Here is a 15,139-nt window from a genome sequence, read left to right on the forward strand (position 1 = left end):
TCTGAGGCCAATACGCTGTAATTCAAGCTCACCAGCCATTTTATTACGTCAGGCATGTGCGGAAAATGCCCGGTTTTTCTGTTCAGGTTCGTTGAGCTTTGTGACCATTTGGCCTGGTTGTGGGTTCCCGAGGCTGATAGCGGTCGGCGAATCCAGTAAAGTAGGGCCAACTGAACCCGATAGAGCAAATGTATGCTGACTCACCTTGATGCACAAGGCCGCGCGAATATGGTCGATGTGACCGAAAAGGCGGTTACCTCACGCGAAGCACTGGCGGAATCGCTGGTGCGCATGCGCCCGCACACATTCGAGATGATTCAATCCGGCGGACACCCCAAGGGTGATGTGCTGGCGGTCGCCCGCATAGCGGGGATCCAGGCTGCCAAGAAAACCTCTGAGCTAATTCCGTTGTGCCATCCACTGATGCTGACCAGCGTCAAAGTAGAGCTGCTGTTGGAGGCGCCGGACGCCGTGCGCATTCAGGCGCGTTGCAAGTTGGCTGGTCAGACTGGCGTTGAGATGGAAGCATTGACTGCCGCCAGCGTGGCAGCGCTTACGCTCTATGACATGTGCAAAGCAGTCGACAAAGGCATGGTCATAGAAGCTACTCGCCTGCTGCAGAAGTCGGGTGGTAAAAGTGGCGACTATCAAGCAGAGGCTCCGGCATGATTCATCTTCAATTCTTTGCGCGTTACCGTGAGCAGCTAGGCTGTGATACCGAACAATTACCCTGGCATACCAGCTTTCGTACCATGGGTGATGTACGTCAGCATCTGCTGGCGCGCGGTGAGGCCTGGCAGGTGCTTTCCGAGCCGCGCATCATGTGCGCGCGCAATCAGGAGTTGTGTGCGTTAGATACTGCAATTGTTGATGGTGATGAGCTGGCGTTCTTTCCTCCGGTTACCGGGGGCTGATATGCGTATCGCTGTGCAGCACGAGACCTTTGATCCGGGTGAATGGCTGAATCGTATGCAAGGTGACAACCAGGGTACGGGTGCAGTGGTTGGCTTTGTCGGATACGTGCGTGACTATAATGATGGCAACAGCGTTGCTGGTATGTGGCTTGAACATTATCCGGGCATGACCGAAAAAGCGCTGCTGAGTATTGCTGAGCAGGCCGCTGTGCGCTGGCCATTGTTGGACGTGCAGTTAATCCACCGTGTAGGTCAGCTTGAGCCGGGCGAGCCTATCGTCTTCGTCGGCGTTGCTTCGGCGCATCGTCAGGCGGCCTTTGCGGCTACCGAATTCATTATGGATTACCTGAAGACCCGCGCGCCGTTCTGGAAGCGCGAGAATACGCCGCAAGGCGAGCGCTGGGTTGAATCGCGAGAAAGTGATGAACAGGCACTGGAGCGCTGGTCGTCCCAGCCATGATTCAGCCGTGATAGAGTGGCAGACAAGCAGCAAACGGAGCAAGGTATGACACAAGGTCGGTTACAGGACGGTCAGGGACGCCGCATCGAATATCTGCGCCTCTCGGTGACTGACAGATGTGACTTTCGTTGTGTCTATTGCATGGCCGAAGACATGACCTTTTTGCCGCGTGCGCAGATTCTCAGTCTCGAAGAGATCGAGCGTGTTGCCCGGCTTTTTGTTGCACAGGGTGTGCGCAAGATACGCCTGACCGGCGGCGAGCCACTGGTGCGCAGAGGTATCGTCGATCTCTGCGCGCGCATCAGCGCGCTGTCTGGGTTGGATGAGCTGGTTATGACTACCAACGGCTCACAACTCGATAAGTTGGCCCAGCCGCTGGTCGACGCCGGCGTCAAGCGCCTTAATATCAGCCTGGATAGCCTGCAGGCGGATAAGTTCAAGGCCATTACCCGTACGGGTGAGCTTAGCCAGGTGCTGGCGGGTATTGAAGCTGCACGCAAAGCGGGCTTTGAACGGACCAAGTTGAATGTCGTGGTGATGAAGGGCCGTAATCACGATGAGGTCAGCGCGCTGACCGATTTCGCCCTGCAGCGTGGGCTCGATATCACCTTTATTGAAGAAATGCCGCTCGGTGATGTAGGGCGCGAGCGCGGCGAAGCCTTCTGCTCAAGCGCCGAAGTGCGTGAGATGATCAGTCAGCACCATAGCTTGATCGACAGCAGTGAAAGCAGTGGCGGCCCCGCGCGTTACCTGCGGGTTGAGGGGTATCCCGATAGCCGTATTGGCTTTATCTCGCCGCATTCGCATAATTTCTGCGATACCTGCAACCGTGTTCGCTTGACGACCGAAGGCAGGTTGCTGCTGTGTCTTGGGCATGAGAACGCGCTTGATATGCGTGATCTGGTGCGTCGCTATCCTGATGACGATGCGCCAATTGTCGCCGCATTGGAGCGTGCTCTGCAGCATAAGCCTGCCCGTCACGAGTTCGCTGTCGATGGTGAGGTTCAAGTCCTGCGCTTTATGAACGCGACAGGCGGCTGATCGCGTTGTAGCGCTTTTGGTGCCTGTTTGCTTCCCTTTGCTCTATTGATCCGGGTCAACACCTTAAACCCGGTGGCGGCGTAGTCTGCATGCTCAGACTTTCAAACGCCGGAGAACCTAATGCTCAGCTCTATTCGTTGGGACGCAGACCTGATTCGTCGCTACGATCACGCCGGTCCGCGTTACACCTCCTATCCTACGGCCGTGCAATTTCATGATGGCATTCGCTCGACGGACTATGTGCATGCGCTGGAAAATAGTCGAGCAAACCAGCGCAGTCTGTCGCTCTATATACATATCCCGTTCTGCGCGAATATTTGCTATTACTGTGCCTGCAACAAGGTCATCACCAAGGACCGTAGCCGAGCCCGTGAATACCTTGTAGCGCTGCAGCGTGAGATAGAACTGGTCAGCGAGCAGCTGGGGCCGGATCAGCACGTTGAGCAATTGCATTTTGGTGGCGGCACACCGACCTTCCTCAGCCATGCCGAGTTGCGTGAGCTGATGGGGAGTTTGCGCGAACACTTTTTACTGCGTGATGATGATGGTGGGGATTACAGTATCGAGATCGACCCACGTGAAGCCGATTGGGCGACCATGGGGCTATTGCGTGAGCTGGGCTTCAATCGCGTCAGCTTTGGCGTGCAGGATCTTGACCCCGAAGTGCAGCGAGCGGTAAACCGCTTGCAGAGTCAGGAGCAGACGCAAACGGTGATGGATGCAGCGCGCACCCTGGCGTACCGTTCAATCAATATTGACCTTATCTACGGGCTGCCTAAACAGACGCCGGAGCGATTTGCGGAAACGGTCGATGCCATTATTGCGCTGAAACCGGATCGTCTGTCGGTGTTCAATTACGCCCATTTACCCGAGCGCTTCATGCCGCAGCGCCGCATCAACAGCGCTGATCTGCCAACGCCACAAGATAAATTGCTGATGTTTGAAAACAGCGTGCGACAGTTGCTGGCCGCAGGCTATCGCTATATCGGGATGGATCACTTTGCCTTGCCTGATGATAGCCTTAGTATTGCCCAGGACAGTGGTGAGCTGCAGCGTAATTTTCAGGGCTACACAACCCATGGTCATTGTGACCTGATTGGTCTCGGTGTGTCGTCGATCAGCCAGATTGGCGATCTATACAGCCAGAACAGTAGCGATATAAAGCACTATCAACAGGTGCTGCAGGAAGGTGGGTTGGCCACTCATCGCGGCTTGATGTGCCATACGGATGATCATATTCGGCGCGCGGTAATCGCCCAGTTGATCTGCCATTGCAAACTTTCCTTCGCTGACATCGAGAAGCGCTTTGGTATCGAGTTTCATGAGTACTTCGCCGACTGCCTGCCCATGCTGGAGCAGATGGCGCGCGACGGACTATTGATCTTGACTCCAGGTAGCATCAGGGTCCAGCCAGCGGGCCGTTTGCTTATCCGTTCTATCTGCATGCTGTTTGATGCTTATCAGAGTGAGCAAAGCGCGCAACGGTTCTCTCGCATCATCTAACCTCTGTGCCTTGAATTAAGCGGTGCTGGTATGCTGGATACCTCGGAGCAAGCAGCCAGGGGTATTTCATGCATAGCGATGTGGGCAGGCAACGGTCTTTTTGGTTTCGTACCCTACTGCTGATCCTTGCGGCAGCAGTAGTGCTACTGTCGTGGTTGGGCAGCGCTGACCGGTCGTCGGTGGACTATGTCGATAGCGCCTTGCTACAGGCCTCGGTTGCCTTTGCCTCTGCGCGAGCACTTAACGCGCTGATCTCGGTACTGCAGTCAACTACCCTGAGCTTTAGCTTATTTGGCGGTGTAGCAGTGACGCTTGGCGAGCTCCTCGATCCTTTCAATGACCTGATTGAACAATATGGCACGCTAATGCAGTGGGCTATTGGTTCTCTGCTCACCCAGAAAATCCTGCTCGGAGTGGTATCGCATAGCGTCTTCAAAGTACTGATCACACTAAGTGCGATTCTATTGGCGTTCAGCTTGTGGTGGCGACGTGGAAGGTGGGCTGCCAGTTCTCTGAGGTTATTCCTGGCGCTGTTGTTTCTGCGTTTTGCCATGGCCGCCGTCGTATTGCTCAACGGCGTGGTCGATCACTACTTTCTGGATGATCAAACACGGCAGCAGGTGGTGCAGTTGGATAACCTGCCGGCACAAGTAAAGACCCTGGGCGGCAACGCGACTGTGTTGGATACCGAGCCCGCGCTGAATGCGCTCCGAGAGCGCGAGCGGCCGTTGCAACAGCAACGTAATCAGTTACTGGCAGAGCAGGGGCGACTGGGCCACGCGCTGGCCCAGAGCCGTCGGGCATTGACTGAGCTGGAGCAGCAACTTGGCGGTATGGCGCGTCTTAATCCCTTTTCTCGCAGCGAAGATCATATCGCCCTGCTCAGGCAGGTTGAGCGTTTGGAGGATCAACAGCAGGCGGTTGAGGATCAGCTTAGGCCACTCGTGCAGCGGCTAGCGGATATCGGACAGGAGCGCGCGGCAGTGCAGGAGGCTAAAGCGGACGGTGCTACTGATGCCATACCCTTGGGCGAACAGTTTGCGCGTGCCGCCGATCCGGAAACCTATTTGGCGATCAAACAGGCATTGGATAGTGCTGTTGATACCGTGCTGAGGGCTATGACGCTCTTTGTACTGCGTACGTTGATACTGCCGTTGTTGTTCCTGTATCTCCTAATCAAGGGGTTGCGGGCAATCTGGCGGATCGATTGGCGGCCCTGGCTGGCTGGAACGTATTCTGCGCGAAGAGTCATCGAGTGACGCTTGTAGCAACGGCGCTGTTGCATCCTTTGTACGCTGTTCATCGGTTTTAGATAAAGTTTTGTCTGCTGCGGACGATTAGAGGTTATTACTTTATCGCCGAGGCAACAGATATGGCTGTGCAATTGAGTTTTAACCAGAAAATTGTCAGTGCTGCCTGTGTTGTGGTTATCGCCGCTTTTGCTGCATTTTCTGTTTATAACGATTATCTGCAGCGCAAGACGTTGCAGGATAATCTGCAAACCTACCTGGCGGATGCCGGTAGTCTTACTGCAGAAAATATCAGCAACTGGCTATCCGGACGTATTCTTCTGTTAGAAAATCTGGCGGCCAATACCCAGAGCGAAGGGGCCTATCGTCTGGTGCCGCTGCTGCAACAGAAAACACTCGAGCAGACGTTTGAGTTCAGCTATCTGGGGGCTGCCAACGGCGACTTCACCATGCGTCCCGACTCTGCGATGCCGGCGGATTATGATCCGCGTACGCGTCCGTGGTTTAAAAATGCCAAAGCCTCAGGCAAGACCATACTGACAGCACCCTACGTCGATGCCGCAACGGGCGATCTGATCATGACCATAGCGACGCCTGCTGGCCCTGATGTGGTGGGGGGCGATCTTAATCTCAAGGTGATCTCGGGGATTATCAACGCACTGGAGTTCAATGGTCTGGGTTACGCGTTTTTGGTCAGTGGTGATGGCGACATACTAGTTCATCCCGACACCGACCTGCAGATGAAGAGGCTGCAGGATGTTTATCCGCAAAACACACCACAGATCAACAGCGCCTTAAGCGAAGCTGTGCTTGACGGGCAGAAGCGGATGCTCACTTTCGTCCCTGTTCATGGTTTACCCGGCGTGGAATGGTAGGTGGGATTGTCAGTGGATCAGGACAAGGCATTTGCCAGTCTGACCAGCTTTCGTATCTCAGCTCTGATTGCTGCTGTTATTGCCTTGACGGCCATTGTCCTATTGCTCAGCCTACTGATGCGTTATCTGCTGCTGCCGCTCAATTCACTTGGTCACGCGCTGGATAATATTGCTAAAGGGGAAGGCGATCTGACCAAGCGGTTGCCGGTTCATAGCCGCGACGAGTTTGGCCGTCTGGCTATGGCTTTCAATCAGTTTGTAGAGCGTATTCACGAATCTATCAGTCAGGTCGCTCAAACCAGTAGTGAGCTGAATGATGTGGCGCTGCGAGTACTCGATGCCTCCAACGCGAATATGGCGAGTTCGGATCAGCAGTCTGCGCGAACCAATAGCGTGGCAGCGGCAATCAATCAACTGGGCGCAGCTGCGCAAGAGATTGCTCGTAATGCCGCAGACGCCTCTACGCAAGCCAGCGGTGCCCGCGACGGTGCAGAGCAGGGTAGCGAGGTTGTCAGCAAGACCATTGCCGCCATGCAGGAGTTGTCGAACAAGATCCGTCAGTCGAGCAAAACGATAGAGCAGTTGAGTAATAAGACCGAGGACATTGGGCGCATTCTTGAGGTGATCCAGGGTATTTCCGAGCAGACTAATCTACTGGCACTCAACGCTGCGATTGAGGCAGCCCGAGCCGGAGAAACCGGACGAGGATTTGCAGTGGTCGCCGACGAGGTACGTAATCTGGCGCATCGCACACAAAGCTCGGCACAGGAAATTCAGGTGATGATTGAAGGATTGCGTAGTGACGCAGCCTCCGCTGTGACCCTGATGAGCGATAGCCAGCAGTATAGTGAACACAGCGTGAGTGTGGCCGCGCAAGCGGGGGAGCGATTGCATCAGATTACGCTAGGTATTGGCGAGATTGATAACATGAACCAGTCAGTTGCTACTGCGACCGAGGAACAGACTTCAGTAATCGAAAGCCTCAACGTGGATATAACCGATATCAACATGCTCAACCAGGAGGGCGTAGACAATCTGCAGGCGACCCTGCGCGCATGCACTTCGCTTGAGCAACAGGTTACTCGCTTGCGTGAGTTGGTGGGTAGCTTCCGTATCTAGTTGTTTGGCGCAGGGGTCGCCAAGTCCTTGATCACCTGCTGTAAGCCGCTGTACCCAGTACAGCGGCACAAGTTACCGTGCATCGCCTGCTCAAGCTCGCCTTCGCTGGCGTTCGGGCGTTGCGTCAGGGCGGCGGTTAAACTAGTGGTTATCCCCGGGATGCAGTAGCCGCATTGCAGCGCGCCGTGTTCGATCAAGCTGTCCGCTACCCGTTGAAATGCAGGTTTGGAGCGCAGCCCTTCAACAGTAATCACCTCTTTGCCCTGCACCTGATAGGCCAGCAGTAAACACGCTGGCACTGCCGCTCCGTCGAGCTGAATCGTGCAGGCCCCGCAGCGCCCGATGCTGCAGCCTTCCTTGGGGCCAGTGAGTCCTTGGTCTAAGCGCAGTATGTCCAGCAAGCGGCGGGCCGGGCCGACCCTCATATTCAGCAACTGCCCGTTCAAGGTAAAATTTAGCTGCATGTTCGGAGTAGTATTTTCGGTGCTCATGGCAGGTTTTCCTCGGCAGCGGTCATAGCGGCTAGTAGTGCCGCGGGGCGAGCGGGCAGGTCGCATGGCCGTATACCAGTGGCATCTTGAATCGCGGCCATCAATGCGGGACTGATGGCTTCAATGCCCAGCTCGCCGATACCGCGCACAGGGTATTGATCGCCGGCGACGATGGTTTCGATCACATCAACTTGCTGCGCAGGTACATCGGCCAGGGTTGGGATCAGATAGGCATCGAGGTTATCGAGTTGGTACTCGCCGTTGTGCATGGGTACGTCTTCCAGCAACGCCATACCCATTCCCATGACGGCCGCTCCTTCGATTTGACCTCTATAGCTCGGGGGATGGATGACCTTGCCGCCGGCGGCGATGTGGTGCAAATGGGACACCTTCACGCGTCCGGTGAAACGGTCGACTTTGACGCGGGCAACAGTGGCAATAAGCAGTTGCAGGTAGCGCCCCTTGGGCTGAGCGTCGGGGCCAGTGGGAAAGTCAAAATGGATTTTTAGCGCCGGCAGTGACAGGTCTTTGACTCCGCTCGCCAGTGCTTGATAGCTGATAGCACGCTTGCCCTTTGGCTCGTCGTACCAGAGCCCGCCCGCACCGGTGCATAATGCCCGATGATCGCCCAGTAAGGATTTGCCCAGCTGGATCAGCTGCTGTTGCCAGTCGTCGCGTAGCCGCCGCAGTGCTTCTGTGGCTATCACGGTGCTGCGCGAAGCGCTGGTAGGGCCGGAATCGGGACCGTCTGAGTCGCCCAAGCGAATATCCAAATCCTCCGCGCTGCAGCCAAGCGCTTCGCAGGCCAAAGCCTGAACGGCGGCAACTACGCCTTGTCCGTACTCGATAAACCCAAAGGCTAGCTGAATGTGGCCTTGTTTGGTCAGGCGCAGGCTGGCGCCGCCCGAATCAGGCAAGCCATTGCCCAAGCCGTTGCCTTGTGCGCCTAGTGCCATGCCCACGCCGCTCAGCCAGCGTCCGTGCTCTGCGTCAGCGGGGTTGATTTGCCATAATGGTGATGCGATAGCAGCGTTCAGCAGCGTGTTGGGGTGACAGGGCATTTGCTGGCTTTGGCCTTCGACGCCGTCGTCATCCGGAGTGCGCAGATTGCGCCGGCGCAGCTCCGCAGGTGACAGTCCAGCAGTCAGCGCGAGCTTGTCCAGCTGGCTTTCCACTGCGAAGGTCGCCTGATTGCCACCGAATCCGCGAAAGGCACCGGCGACGCTGTTGTTGGTGTAGACCAGCTGGCCCTGTACGTCAACGTGCGGTATGCGATACAGGGGCGCGGCTGCGTGATCACTGAAGTTGGTCAGCACTGCGGGACCGAGAGATGCATAGGCTCCGGTATCCAGCACAGCATGCAGCTGATGGGCAATCAGGCGGCCCTCGGCGTCGCAGCCTGTACGTGCAAACATCTGTATCGGATGGCGCTTGATACCGGCCCGCGTGGACTCTTGGCGGTCGTAATGAATGCGCACGGGGCGGCCAGTTTTCAGGGCCAGTAAGCCCGCAGCGGGCTGCATGGTCAGCTCGTCTTTGCCGCCGAAACCGCCGCCGGTAGAAAGGCCAATAACCCGTACCTTATGTTGGGGTAATCCTAGAATATCAGCGAGCTGATCGCGGTCGCGATGGCCACTTTGGCAGCCGACTCGAAAGGTCAGGCTGCCGTCTTGCTCGGGAATAGCCACGCCGCCTTCGGTCTCCATGAATACATGCATCTGGCGCGGCGTGCTGTAGCGGCTGTCGACGATATAGCTGCACTGAGCAAAGCCAGCGTCAATATCGCCGTGACCCAGTCGTGAGCTATCCAGCAGATTGCCATCGGGGTGCAGCCGGGGCGCTGCTGAGGTCAGAGCTTGTTGGCTATCGCCGATGTTGGGTAGTGGCTCATAAACTACCTTGATAAGGGTGAGTGCGTGAGCTGCAATTTCGGGGCTATCCGCTGCCACTGCAGCAATAGCATCGCCAAGAAAGCGAACTCTGTCAGTGCAGAATACGGGCTGATCCCGAAAGATGATGCCGTAGCTGTTGGTGCCTGGAATGTCCTCAGCGCAAACGACCGCACGTACACCGGGCAGGCTGCGAGCTTGGCTCAAGTCGATATGCAAGATGTGCGCGTGCGGCCAGGCACTGCGCAGGATCCGGCCGTGCAGTAATCCGGGCCAGTGCAATTCGTCGGTGGGGTACTGCTGGAGTCCGTAAGCTTTCTCGGTGCTGTCAGGGCGGGCGTTCCATCTTTCGGCAAAATGCTTTTGGTCCAGCGGTACGGCGGTTGGGACATTATTCATGACAAATTTGGGCTCAGTTGGTCGCACAGCAGCTTGGCGCCGGCTGATATCAGGTAGTCACGCTGCGCGCAGCCGAGCGGCAGGATGCTGTCGAGGTTGGCGCGCAAGGCAGAGCTCAACACGCGACGACTGTCCTGGAGCGGAAGCGAATGAGGGCTGATCGGTAACAGAGAAGGCTGAATAGCATTGCCGCCAATGGCCAGCCGCAGTTTCTGCAGTTGGCCTTCTTGCCAACATTGCAGACTGGCTACGTTCAACAATGGTGGGTTGAAAGCGCTGCGACTGGCGAGTTTTTCCATGCGGGTAATGCTACCGGCCAGGGGGGCGGGTATTTGCAAAGCAGTGATCAAGCCCTGCGGCTGCGGCGCTTCAAGCCACTGCGTTAGCGGTTGTTGTTGCGACCTGCCATGTTGATCAATCCAAAGAACCTGGGTATCCAGTACCAGTAACGAAGGCATTAGATCGCCAGCAAAACCGATGTTGCCAGCCAGAGTCCCGAGTTGACGTACGCCGGCAGCGCCAACGCTAACGGCTGCCTGAGAAAGCAGTGGCATGTATTCGGCTAGCGCACTGTTATTGGCTAGCTCCGCCAATGAGGTTAAGGCGCCGAGCTGCCAGCTGCTTGCCAAACGCTTGCATCCGATCAACTCGCTCAGCCCGCTGAGTGCAACAGCTTGAGTGGGCCAGTTCGCCGTTTTGTTCCAGCTTAGCTGAAGAGCGGTCGCGCCAGCTATATAGGGCGCTTGATGGCGTACTGCCAAAGCAACCGCTTCAAAAGCGCTCTGTGGGAACAGAATATGCGTTTGAGTGCGGTCGGTCACGGCTATCGTCATTGGCTTGATGGGCACGATAGGAATTGCATTGCTGGCCTGATCAGATTCACTTGCTGGCTCCAGTAGTGGGGTGCTATTGGTTTATGCAGGAAAAATGCCATCTTGTTGTATTTGGTGCTGTTTTTGTGAATAGCTGTCTGATTGGTCAGCTAAAAGATGTGCTCTGTTAGAGGCAGAGGAAGAGGAGGGGTAAGTGGGCTAAATGACGGTGCAGTCGCTTGAATAGTGCAGCATTATTGTGCGTGTAATAACACTTAGCTTGAGAAGGATTTCAGAATTTATTTTTCGGAAAGTCAGCTTTTTATAAAAGCTGGCCTTTTGGTCGGGTTCTACCCCGTACTGGGCCCGCTCGATTTGCCGTTAGTTGCTTCGCCCGGCATTCACGCCAGAACGAAGCAGCATGTGCATTACTCTGCGGTCGCTTGCGGCTCTTGGCGCGGGCTTACAAAGCGCTCCCATGCTTGATCGACTGCGGACTTCTGCTCTTCGGTCAAAGATTCCAGCAAGTAACTCCGACGGCGTTGCTCCACGGTCATGACCTGGTATGGGTTGGCTTCGGTAAACGCCTGCATTTCGGCTGACTCACTGGATACTGTGGGGTAGAAGTTGGAAGCAGTTGCATTGAGAATGGCGTTTTCCGGCTCCATCAAGAAGTCGATAAATTGGTAAGCCAGGTCGGGGTTTGGTGCATTGCTCGGTATGGCCAGGGTATCGATGAAAATACTCGAGCCCGCCTCCGGAATCCAAAACTGTATGTCAGGGTTTTCAGCCATGGCGAATAGTGCGTTACCACCCCAGGTCAATGCCACGCAAATCTTGTTCTGCGCAAGTGCTTCGACGTGCTCCCAGTTATTGATTTCACTCACACTGTTGCGCAGATAATCAATTGATTCGAAGGTGCGGGCTATCTTGCGGCTAGTACTTCCGGATAGACGTCTGCCGTGGAAATTCATTAGCACTGAAGCAACTTCTTCCGGAGCTGCCAGCATACCCAGGCCGCATGATGACAGGCGCGAGGCATATGACTCGTCGAATAGCAGGGCCCAGCTCTGCGGCACGTTTTCGCCTAGCGCGGCTTCGGCCAGGGGCACGTTAACAGCAAGACCGTTAGCGCCCCATAGATAGGGTACTGCGTGCTCGCTGGCGCGAGGAATACTGGCCAAAACGGAGACTAGCCAAATATCCAGGTTGTTATAGTTTTTCAGTTTGCTGTTATCGATAGGCATCAGGGCCTGCTCTGCGATCATCTGCTTAAGCATGTAATGCGAGGGCACTACGATGTCGTAAGATTCTTCCCCTTTCATTGCTGCGATGAGTTCCTGGCCTTCCTCAAAGGTTTGATAGTCGACGCGAACCCCTGTCTGCTGCTCAAATTTGTCTAGAAGAGTCGGTTCAATGTAGTCATTCCAGTTCAGGACGCGAATCACGTCTTCGGCATGTGCCTGACTCATTGCGCACAAGGCGACGATGCAGAGCAGGTACTTCATAGTGTAAGTCCTCATTATTTTTAATTAGAAAGACGATAAGCTTAGCGTTAGTGTCCTGCTTTCCTGTATGCCGTGGCAGTCAAGTACCCAAGGCTGGGCCGACTATTTGATCGGCTAGTAGGTATATTTCTATTAACACTACCGTCAATTACATCAGCTTGCTCGGCATTTTGGTATGGTGAAAATAGCGAATTTGCCACCTGCTAGGCATTAATCAGCGCTTTAAAGAACTAAGCCCCGTCTTTGCAGCTGACAAAAGTCAGTTGGTCACTGGCTGATTCACAAGCAGCGTATAGTCCCTTGCCTGACACTGTTTAGTTGTCAGCTGCTTTCCATGCTCGCTAGCATGCCAAGTATTGTTCGCTCAGGTTTTGTCTTACATCAATATAGCAATCGTCCAGGCGATGGATAGGCGGATACGACCGAGCGTCCGCGCGGTTTGCTCGATTAGTAGCATGGCAGTGTGTTTTTTGCTCAGCCCCGCTGAAAATTATTGGCGGGCTCTCTAAATGAAAAGGCCCCGACAACGTCGTTGTCGGGGCCTTTTTTCTAAGATCTACCGCTCGCTCACATCTGTGATTGCAGGTAGTTCTGTTCACCCACCATTTTAATCAGGCGCAGCTGTTGCTCTAGCCAGTAGGCATGGTCTTCTTCAGTATCTTTCAGCTGAACCTCGAGCATCTCGCGAGTGGGGTAGTCACCATGCCGTTCACACAAGGCGATTGCGTTGGCCAGGTTGTCGCGTACCTCGTACTCAAGTTTCAGGTCTGCTTTCAGCATATCTTGCACAGTGAAGCCGGGGGTAATGGCAGAGGGGCGCATGTCCGGCTTGCCTTCCAGGAAGAGGATGCGTTTGAGAATCGCATCGGCGTGCTGGGTTTCTTCTTCCATTTCGTGGTTGATGCGTTCGTACAGCTTGCTGTAGCCCAGGTCCTCGTAAAGGCGCGAATGCAGGAAGTACTGGTCACGAGCTCCCAGCTCGCCTCGCAGTAGCTCGATCAGGCAATTGATAACCTCTGGTTGGCCTTGCATTGTGCGGTACTCCTGCAGCTATTCGAATATAGTGGAATTGTGCCTAGATTAAACTTGTATTGCTATCATTATGATGAATTAAATGCTTTTACTTACAATGGGTTATAGTCTCATTTGTGATATTGAAAAACGTGGTGAGAGTAAGTCTTGATCGTATCTTTTGCGCGTAACTTAATAGTTGTGTCACGCCACATTAGGCAAGTTTTAGTATCCTGAAATAAGGTTTTCTTTCGCTTCTAATGCCTTGGCAGTATGGCGTTAGCATCATTGATGATGTTGATTGTAGCAGGTGCGGACGACCCTATTTTATGAGCTCTAGTGTCGACGGTGACATTAGCTGCAGTTCCTCTCAGTGCTGGTGATATGTTTGGCACTGGCACTGTTGACGTGTTTATACGCCAGTTGTTGCTGGTTATAGGGGAGGGCTGTGTTGGCTCGTCCCTACCAAGGCGTCATCTGGATTTGGTGGCCTGGCTTTCGAGGGACGATCAGCGATTTTTCTGATCTGTAAGGTGTGGGCAGTATTCAGCGTTCCTGGTGTCGACATTTTGGCGACAGGAGCCCATAAAGCGCAGTTGATTTTATTGAAAAACAGGGAGTTACTGGAGCGGGTGAAGGGAATCGAACCCTCGTCGTAAGCTTGGGAAGCTTCTGCTCTACCATTGAGCTACACCCGCACAGGCGCTCTTTTTACCAGAGTCGCCGACGCTGGGGAAGAGGGCGACGATATTTGTTTTCGTCGCCCTCGATTTTAGGCTTGGCGCTCGCGGTTGAGTTGCATCAGTAATCGGTAACTATGCTGCCTGGCTTGTTGGTCAAATATAGGGCTATTGACGATCAACTCATTGACGCCTGTGCGCTCCAAAAGCTGATCCATCTGCTCACTTGCCGCTTGCGAGTCACCGATCAGACTGCCGGAAAGGGTCGACATAACCTGATGTCTTTCATGTGGCTGCCATAGGCTTTCCATATCATGCACTGGCGCGGGCATCTTGCCAGGGCGTCCACGAATCAGATTCAGAAACGCTTGCTGGTGTGAGGTCGCCAGGTAGTGAGCCTGCTCGCGGTCATCGGCCAGATAGGCGTTGATGCCCAGCATGGCATAAGGCTCTTCCAGCTGCTCGGAAGGCGTGAAGTGCTCGCGATACAGGCGCAGGGCACTGAACAGATAGTCGGGCGAGAACTGGCCGGCAAAGGCGAAAGGCAGGCCCAGGCGCCCGGCCAATTGGGCGCTGAAGGTGCTGGAGCCGAGTAACCAGATAGGCACATTGAGGCCAGAACCGGGTACCGCGCGCAAACGCTGTTCAGGTGTGGGGCTGGCAAACAGCTTGCGCAATTCTTCGAGCATTTGCGGAAAGTCTTCGCCGTCGGTGCGGCCGCGGCGCAAAGCCTGTGCTGTTGACTGGTCTGTGCCGGGTGCTCGGCCAAGTCCGAGGTCGATGCGGCCTGGGTAGAGCGATTCCAGCGTGCCAAACTGCTCGGCAATCTGCAACGGCGCATGATTTGGCAGCATGATGCCGCCGGAGCCGATGCGGATTTTGTGCGTACCCGCGGCTAGGTAGCCCATCACTACTGAAGTGGCGGCGCTGGCTATCCCCGTCATGTTGTGATGTTCGGCTACCCAGAAACGATTGTAGTCCAGCTCTTCGGCAAGTTGAGCTAACGCCAAGGCATTGTGCAGTGCATCAGCTGGGGTTGCGCCTTCAGTGACTGAACATAGATCCAGTATGGATAACTTTACGGCCGGGCTAGTCATGGTTTCTCCTGCACATCAGTTTGCAATCAGGCTATGCTAACGTTGAATGACCTCAGTAAACACAGCTAATCATGACTGGGCAATGAATCC

General features: G+C 55.0%; 12 protein-coding genes, 1 tRNA gene and 1 pseudogene. 7 read left to right on the forward strand and 7 right to left on the reverse strand.

Annotated features, from left to right (window positions below):
- Positions 1 to 192 precede the first annotated feature (192 nt).
- The 7 genes and pseudogenes from moaC to H4J77_RS05890 all read left to right on the forward strand — a co-directional run bounded on the left by moaC (position 193) and on the right by H4J77_RS05890 (position 7,162).
- Complete coding sequence (gene moaC, locus H4J77_RS05860; RefSeq protein ID WP_182247449.1) at positions 193 to 669, forward strand: cyclic pyranopterin monophosphate synthase MoaC; 477 nt, start codon at positions 193 to 195, stop codon at positions 667 to 669.
- Positions 666 to 914, forward strand: coding sequence for a molybdopterin converting factor subunit 1 (moaD, locus tag H4J77_RS05865; protein ID WP_123887852.1), 249 nt, complete (start codon positions 666 to 668; stop codon positions 912 to 914). The genes moaC and moaD overlap by 4 nt, the downstream gene beginning before the upstream one ends.
- A gap of 1 nt (position 915) precedes the next feature.
- A complete protein-coding gene (gene moaE, locus H4J77_RS05870; protein ID WP_123887853.1) occupies positions 916 to 1,374 on the forward strand; it encodes a molybdopterin synthase catalytic subunit MoaE in 459 nt (152 codons plus the stop codon).
- A gap of 45 nt (positions 1,375 to 1,419) precedes the next feature.
- Complete coding sequence (moaA, locus tag H4J77_RS05875; RefSeq protein ID WP_123887854.1) at positions 1,420 to 2,415, forward strand: GTP 3',8-cyclase MoaA; 996 nt, start codon at positions 1,420 to 1,422, stop codon at positions 2,413 to 2,415.
- Positions 2,416 to 2,535: 120 nt separating this feature from the next.
- A complete protein-coding gene (hemN, locus tag H4J77_RS05880) occupies positions 2,536 to 3,918 on the forward strand; it encodes an oxygen-independent coproporphyrinogen III oxidase (protein ID WP_182247451.1) in 1,383 nt (460 codons plus the stop codon).
- Between the two features lie 68 nt (positions 3,919 to 3,986).
- The gene (locus H4J77_RS05885) at positions 3,987 to 5,177 is read left to right on the forward strand and encodes a hypothetical protein (RefSeq protein ID WP_182247453.1); all 1,191 of its coding nucleotides are present in this window, start codon (positions 3,987 to 3,989) and stop codon (positions 5,175 to 5,177) included.
- Between the two features lie 113 nt (positions 5,178 to 5,290).
- Positions 5,291 to 7,162 (forward strand): annotated as a pseudogene (locus H4J77_RS05890) (methyl-accepting chemotaxis protein).
- On the opposite strand, the gene H4J77_RS05895 reads toward H4J77_RS05890, so the two are convergent.
- From H4J77_RS05895 to H4J77_RS05925, 7 genes are all read right to left on the reverse strand, one after another.
- Positions 7,159 to 7,653, reverse strand: coding sequence for a (2Fe-2S)-binding protein (locus H4J77_RS05895; RefSeq protein ID WP_182247455.1), 495 nt, complete (start codon positions 7,651 to 7,653; stop codon positions 7,159 to 7,161). The pseudogene H4J77_RS05890 and the gene H4J77_RS05895 sit on opposite strands and share 4 nt — an antisense overlap.
- Complete coding sequence (locus tag H4J77_RS05900) at positions 7,650 to 9,941, reverse strand: xanthine dehydrogenase family protein molybdopterin-binding subunit (protein WP_182247457.1); 2,292 nt, start codon at positions 9,939 to 9,941, stop codon at positions 7,650 to 7,652. The genes H4J77_RS05895 and H4J77_RS05900 overlap by 4 nt, the downstream gene beginning before the upstream one ends.
- Complete coding sequence (locus H4J77_RS05905; RefSeq protein ID WP_182247459.1) at positions 9,938 to 10,762, reverse strand: xanthine dehydrogenase family protein subunit M; 825 nt, start codon at positions 10,760 to 10,762, stop codon at positions 9,938 to 9,940. Before H4J77_RS05905 ends, H4J77_RS05900 begins: the two co-directional genes overlap by 4 nt.
- A 419-nt stretch (positions 10,763 to 11,181) precedes the next feature.
- Positions 11,182 to 12,261 carry an extracellular solute-binding protein gene (locus H4J77_RS05910; protein ID WP_182247461.1) on the reverse strand — a complete coding sequence of 360 codons (1,080 nt, stop codon included), beginning with the start codon at positions 12,259 to 12,261 and terminating at the stop codon, positions 11,182 to 11,184.
- Between the two features lie 567 nt (positions 12,262 to 12,828).
- Positions 12,829 to 13,293, reverse strand: a complete 465-nt coding sequence (gene bfr, locus H4J77_RS05915; protein WP_182247463.1) for a bacterioferritin — start codon at positions 13,291 to 13,293, stop codon at positions 12,829 to 12,831.
- Positions 13,294 to 13,896: 603 nt separating this feature from the next.
- Positions 13,897 to 13,970 (reverse strand) — tRNA-Gly (locus H4J77_RS05920).
- A 74-nt stretch (positions 13,971 to 14,044) separates the two neighbouring features.
- On the reverse strand, positions 14,045 to 15,049 hold the full coding sequence (locus H4J77_RS05925; RefSeq protein WP_123887923.1) for an LLM class flavin-dependent oxidoreductase: 1,005 nt from the start codon (positions 15,047 to 15,049) through the stop codon (positions 14,045 to 14,047).
- Positions 15,050 to 15,139 lie beyond the last annotated feature (90 nt).

Origin of the sequence: Pseudomonas sp. 5Ae-yellow (assembly GCF_014077575.1) — a bacterium.
Lineage (GTDB): Bacteria > Pseudomonadota > Gammaproteobacteria > Pseudomonadales > Pseudomonadaceae > Halopseudomonas > Halopseudomonas neustonica.

What these genes read in the sequence shown, in the direction of transcription:
- moaC (WP_182247449.1), top strand. Translation starts at nt 193, where the DNA reads ATGCTGACTCACCTTGATGCACAAGGCCGCGCGAATATGGTCGATGTG.
- moaD (WP_123887852.1), top strand. Translation starts at nt 666, where the DNA reads ATGATTCATCTTCAATTCTTTGCGCGTTACCGTGAGCAGCTAGGCTGT.
- moaE (WP_123887853.1), top strand. Translation starts at nt 916, where the DNA reads ATGCGTATCGCTGTGCAGCACGAGACCTTTGATCCGGGTGAATGGCTG.
- moaA (WP_123887854.1), top strand. Translation starts at nt 1,420, where the DNA reads ATGACACAAGGTCGGTTACAGGACGGTCAGGGACGCCGCATCGAATAT.
- hemN (WP_182247451.1), top strand. Translation starts at nt 2,536, where the DNA reads ATGCTCAGCTCTATTCGTTGGGACGCAGACCTGATTCGTCGCTACGAT.
- H4J77_RS05885 (WP_182247453.1), top strand. Translation starts at nt 3,987, where the DNA reads ATGCATAGCGATGTGGGCAGGCAACGGTCTTTTTGGTTTCGTACCCTA.
- H4J77_RS05895 (WP_182247455.1), bottom strand. Translation starts at nt 7,653, where the DNA reads ATGAGCACCGAAAATACTACTCCGAACATGCAGCTAAATTTTACCTTG.
- H4J77_RS05900 (WP_182247457.1), bottom strand. Translation starts at nt 9,941, where the DNA reads ATGAATAATGTCCCAACCGCCGTACCGCTGGACCAAAAGCATTTTGCC.
- H4J77_RS05910 (WP_182247461.1), bottom strand. Translation starts at nt 12,261, where the DNA reads ATGAAGTACCTGCTCTGCATCGTCGCCTTGTGCGCAATGAGTCAGGCA.
- bfr (WP_182247463.1), bottom strand. Translation starts at nt 13,293, where the DNA reads ATGCAAGGCCAACCAGAGGTTATCAATTGCCTGATCGAGCTACTGCGA.
- H4J77_RS05925 (WP_123887923.1), bottom strand. Translation starts at nt 15,049, where the DNA reads ATGACTAGCCCGGCCGTAAAGTTATCCATACTGGATCTATGTTCAGTC.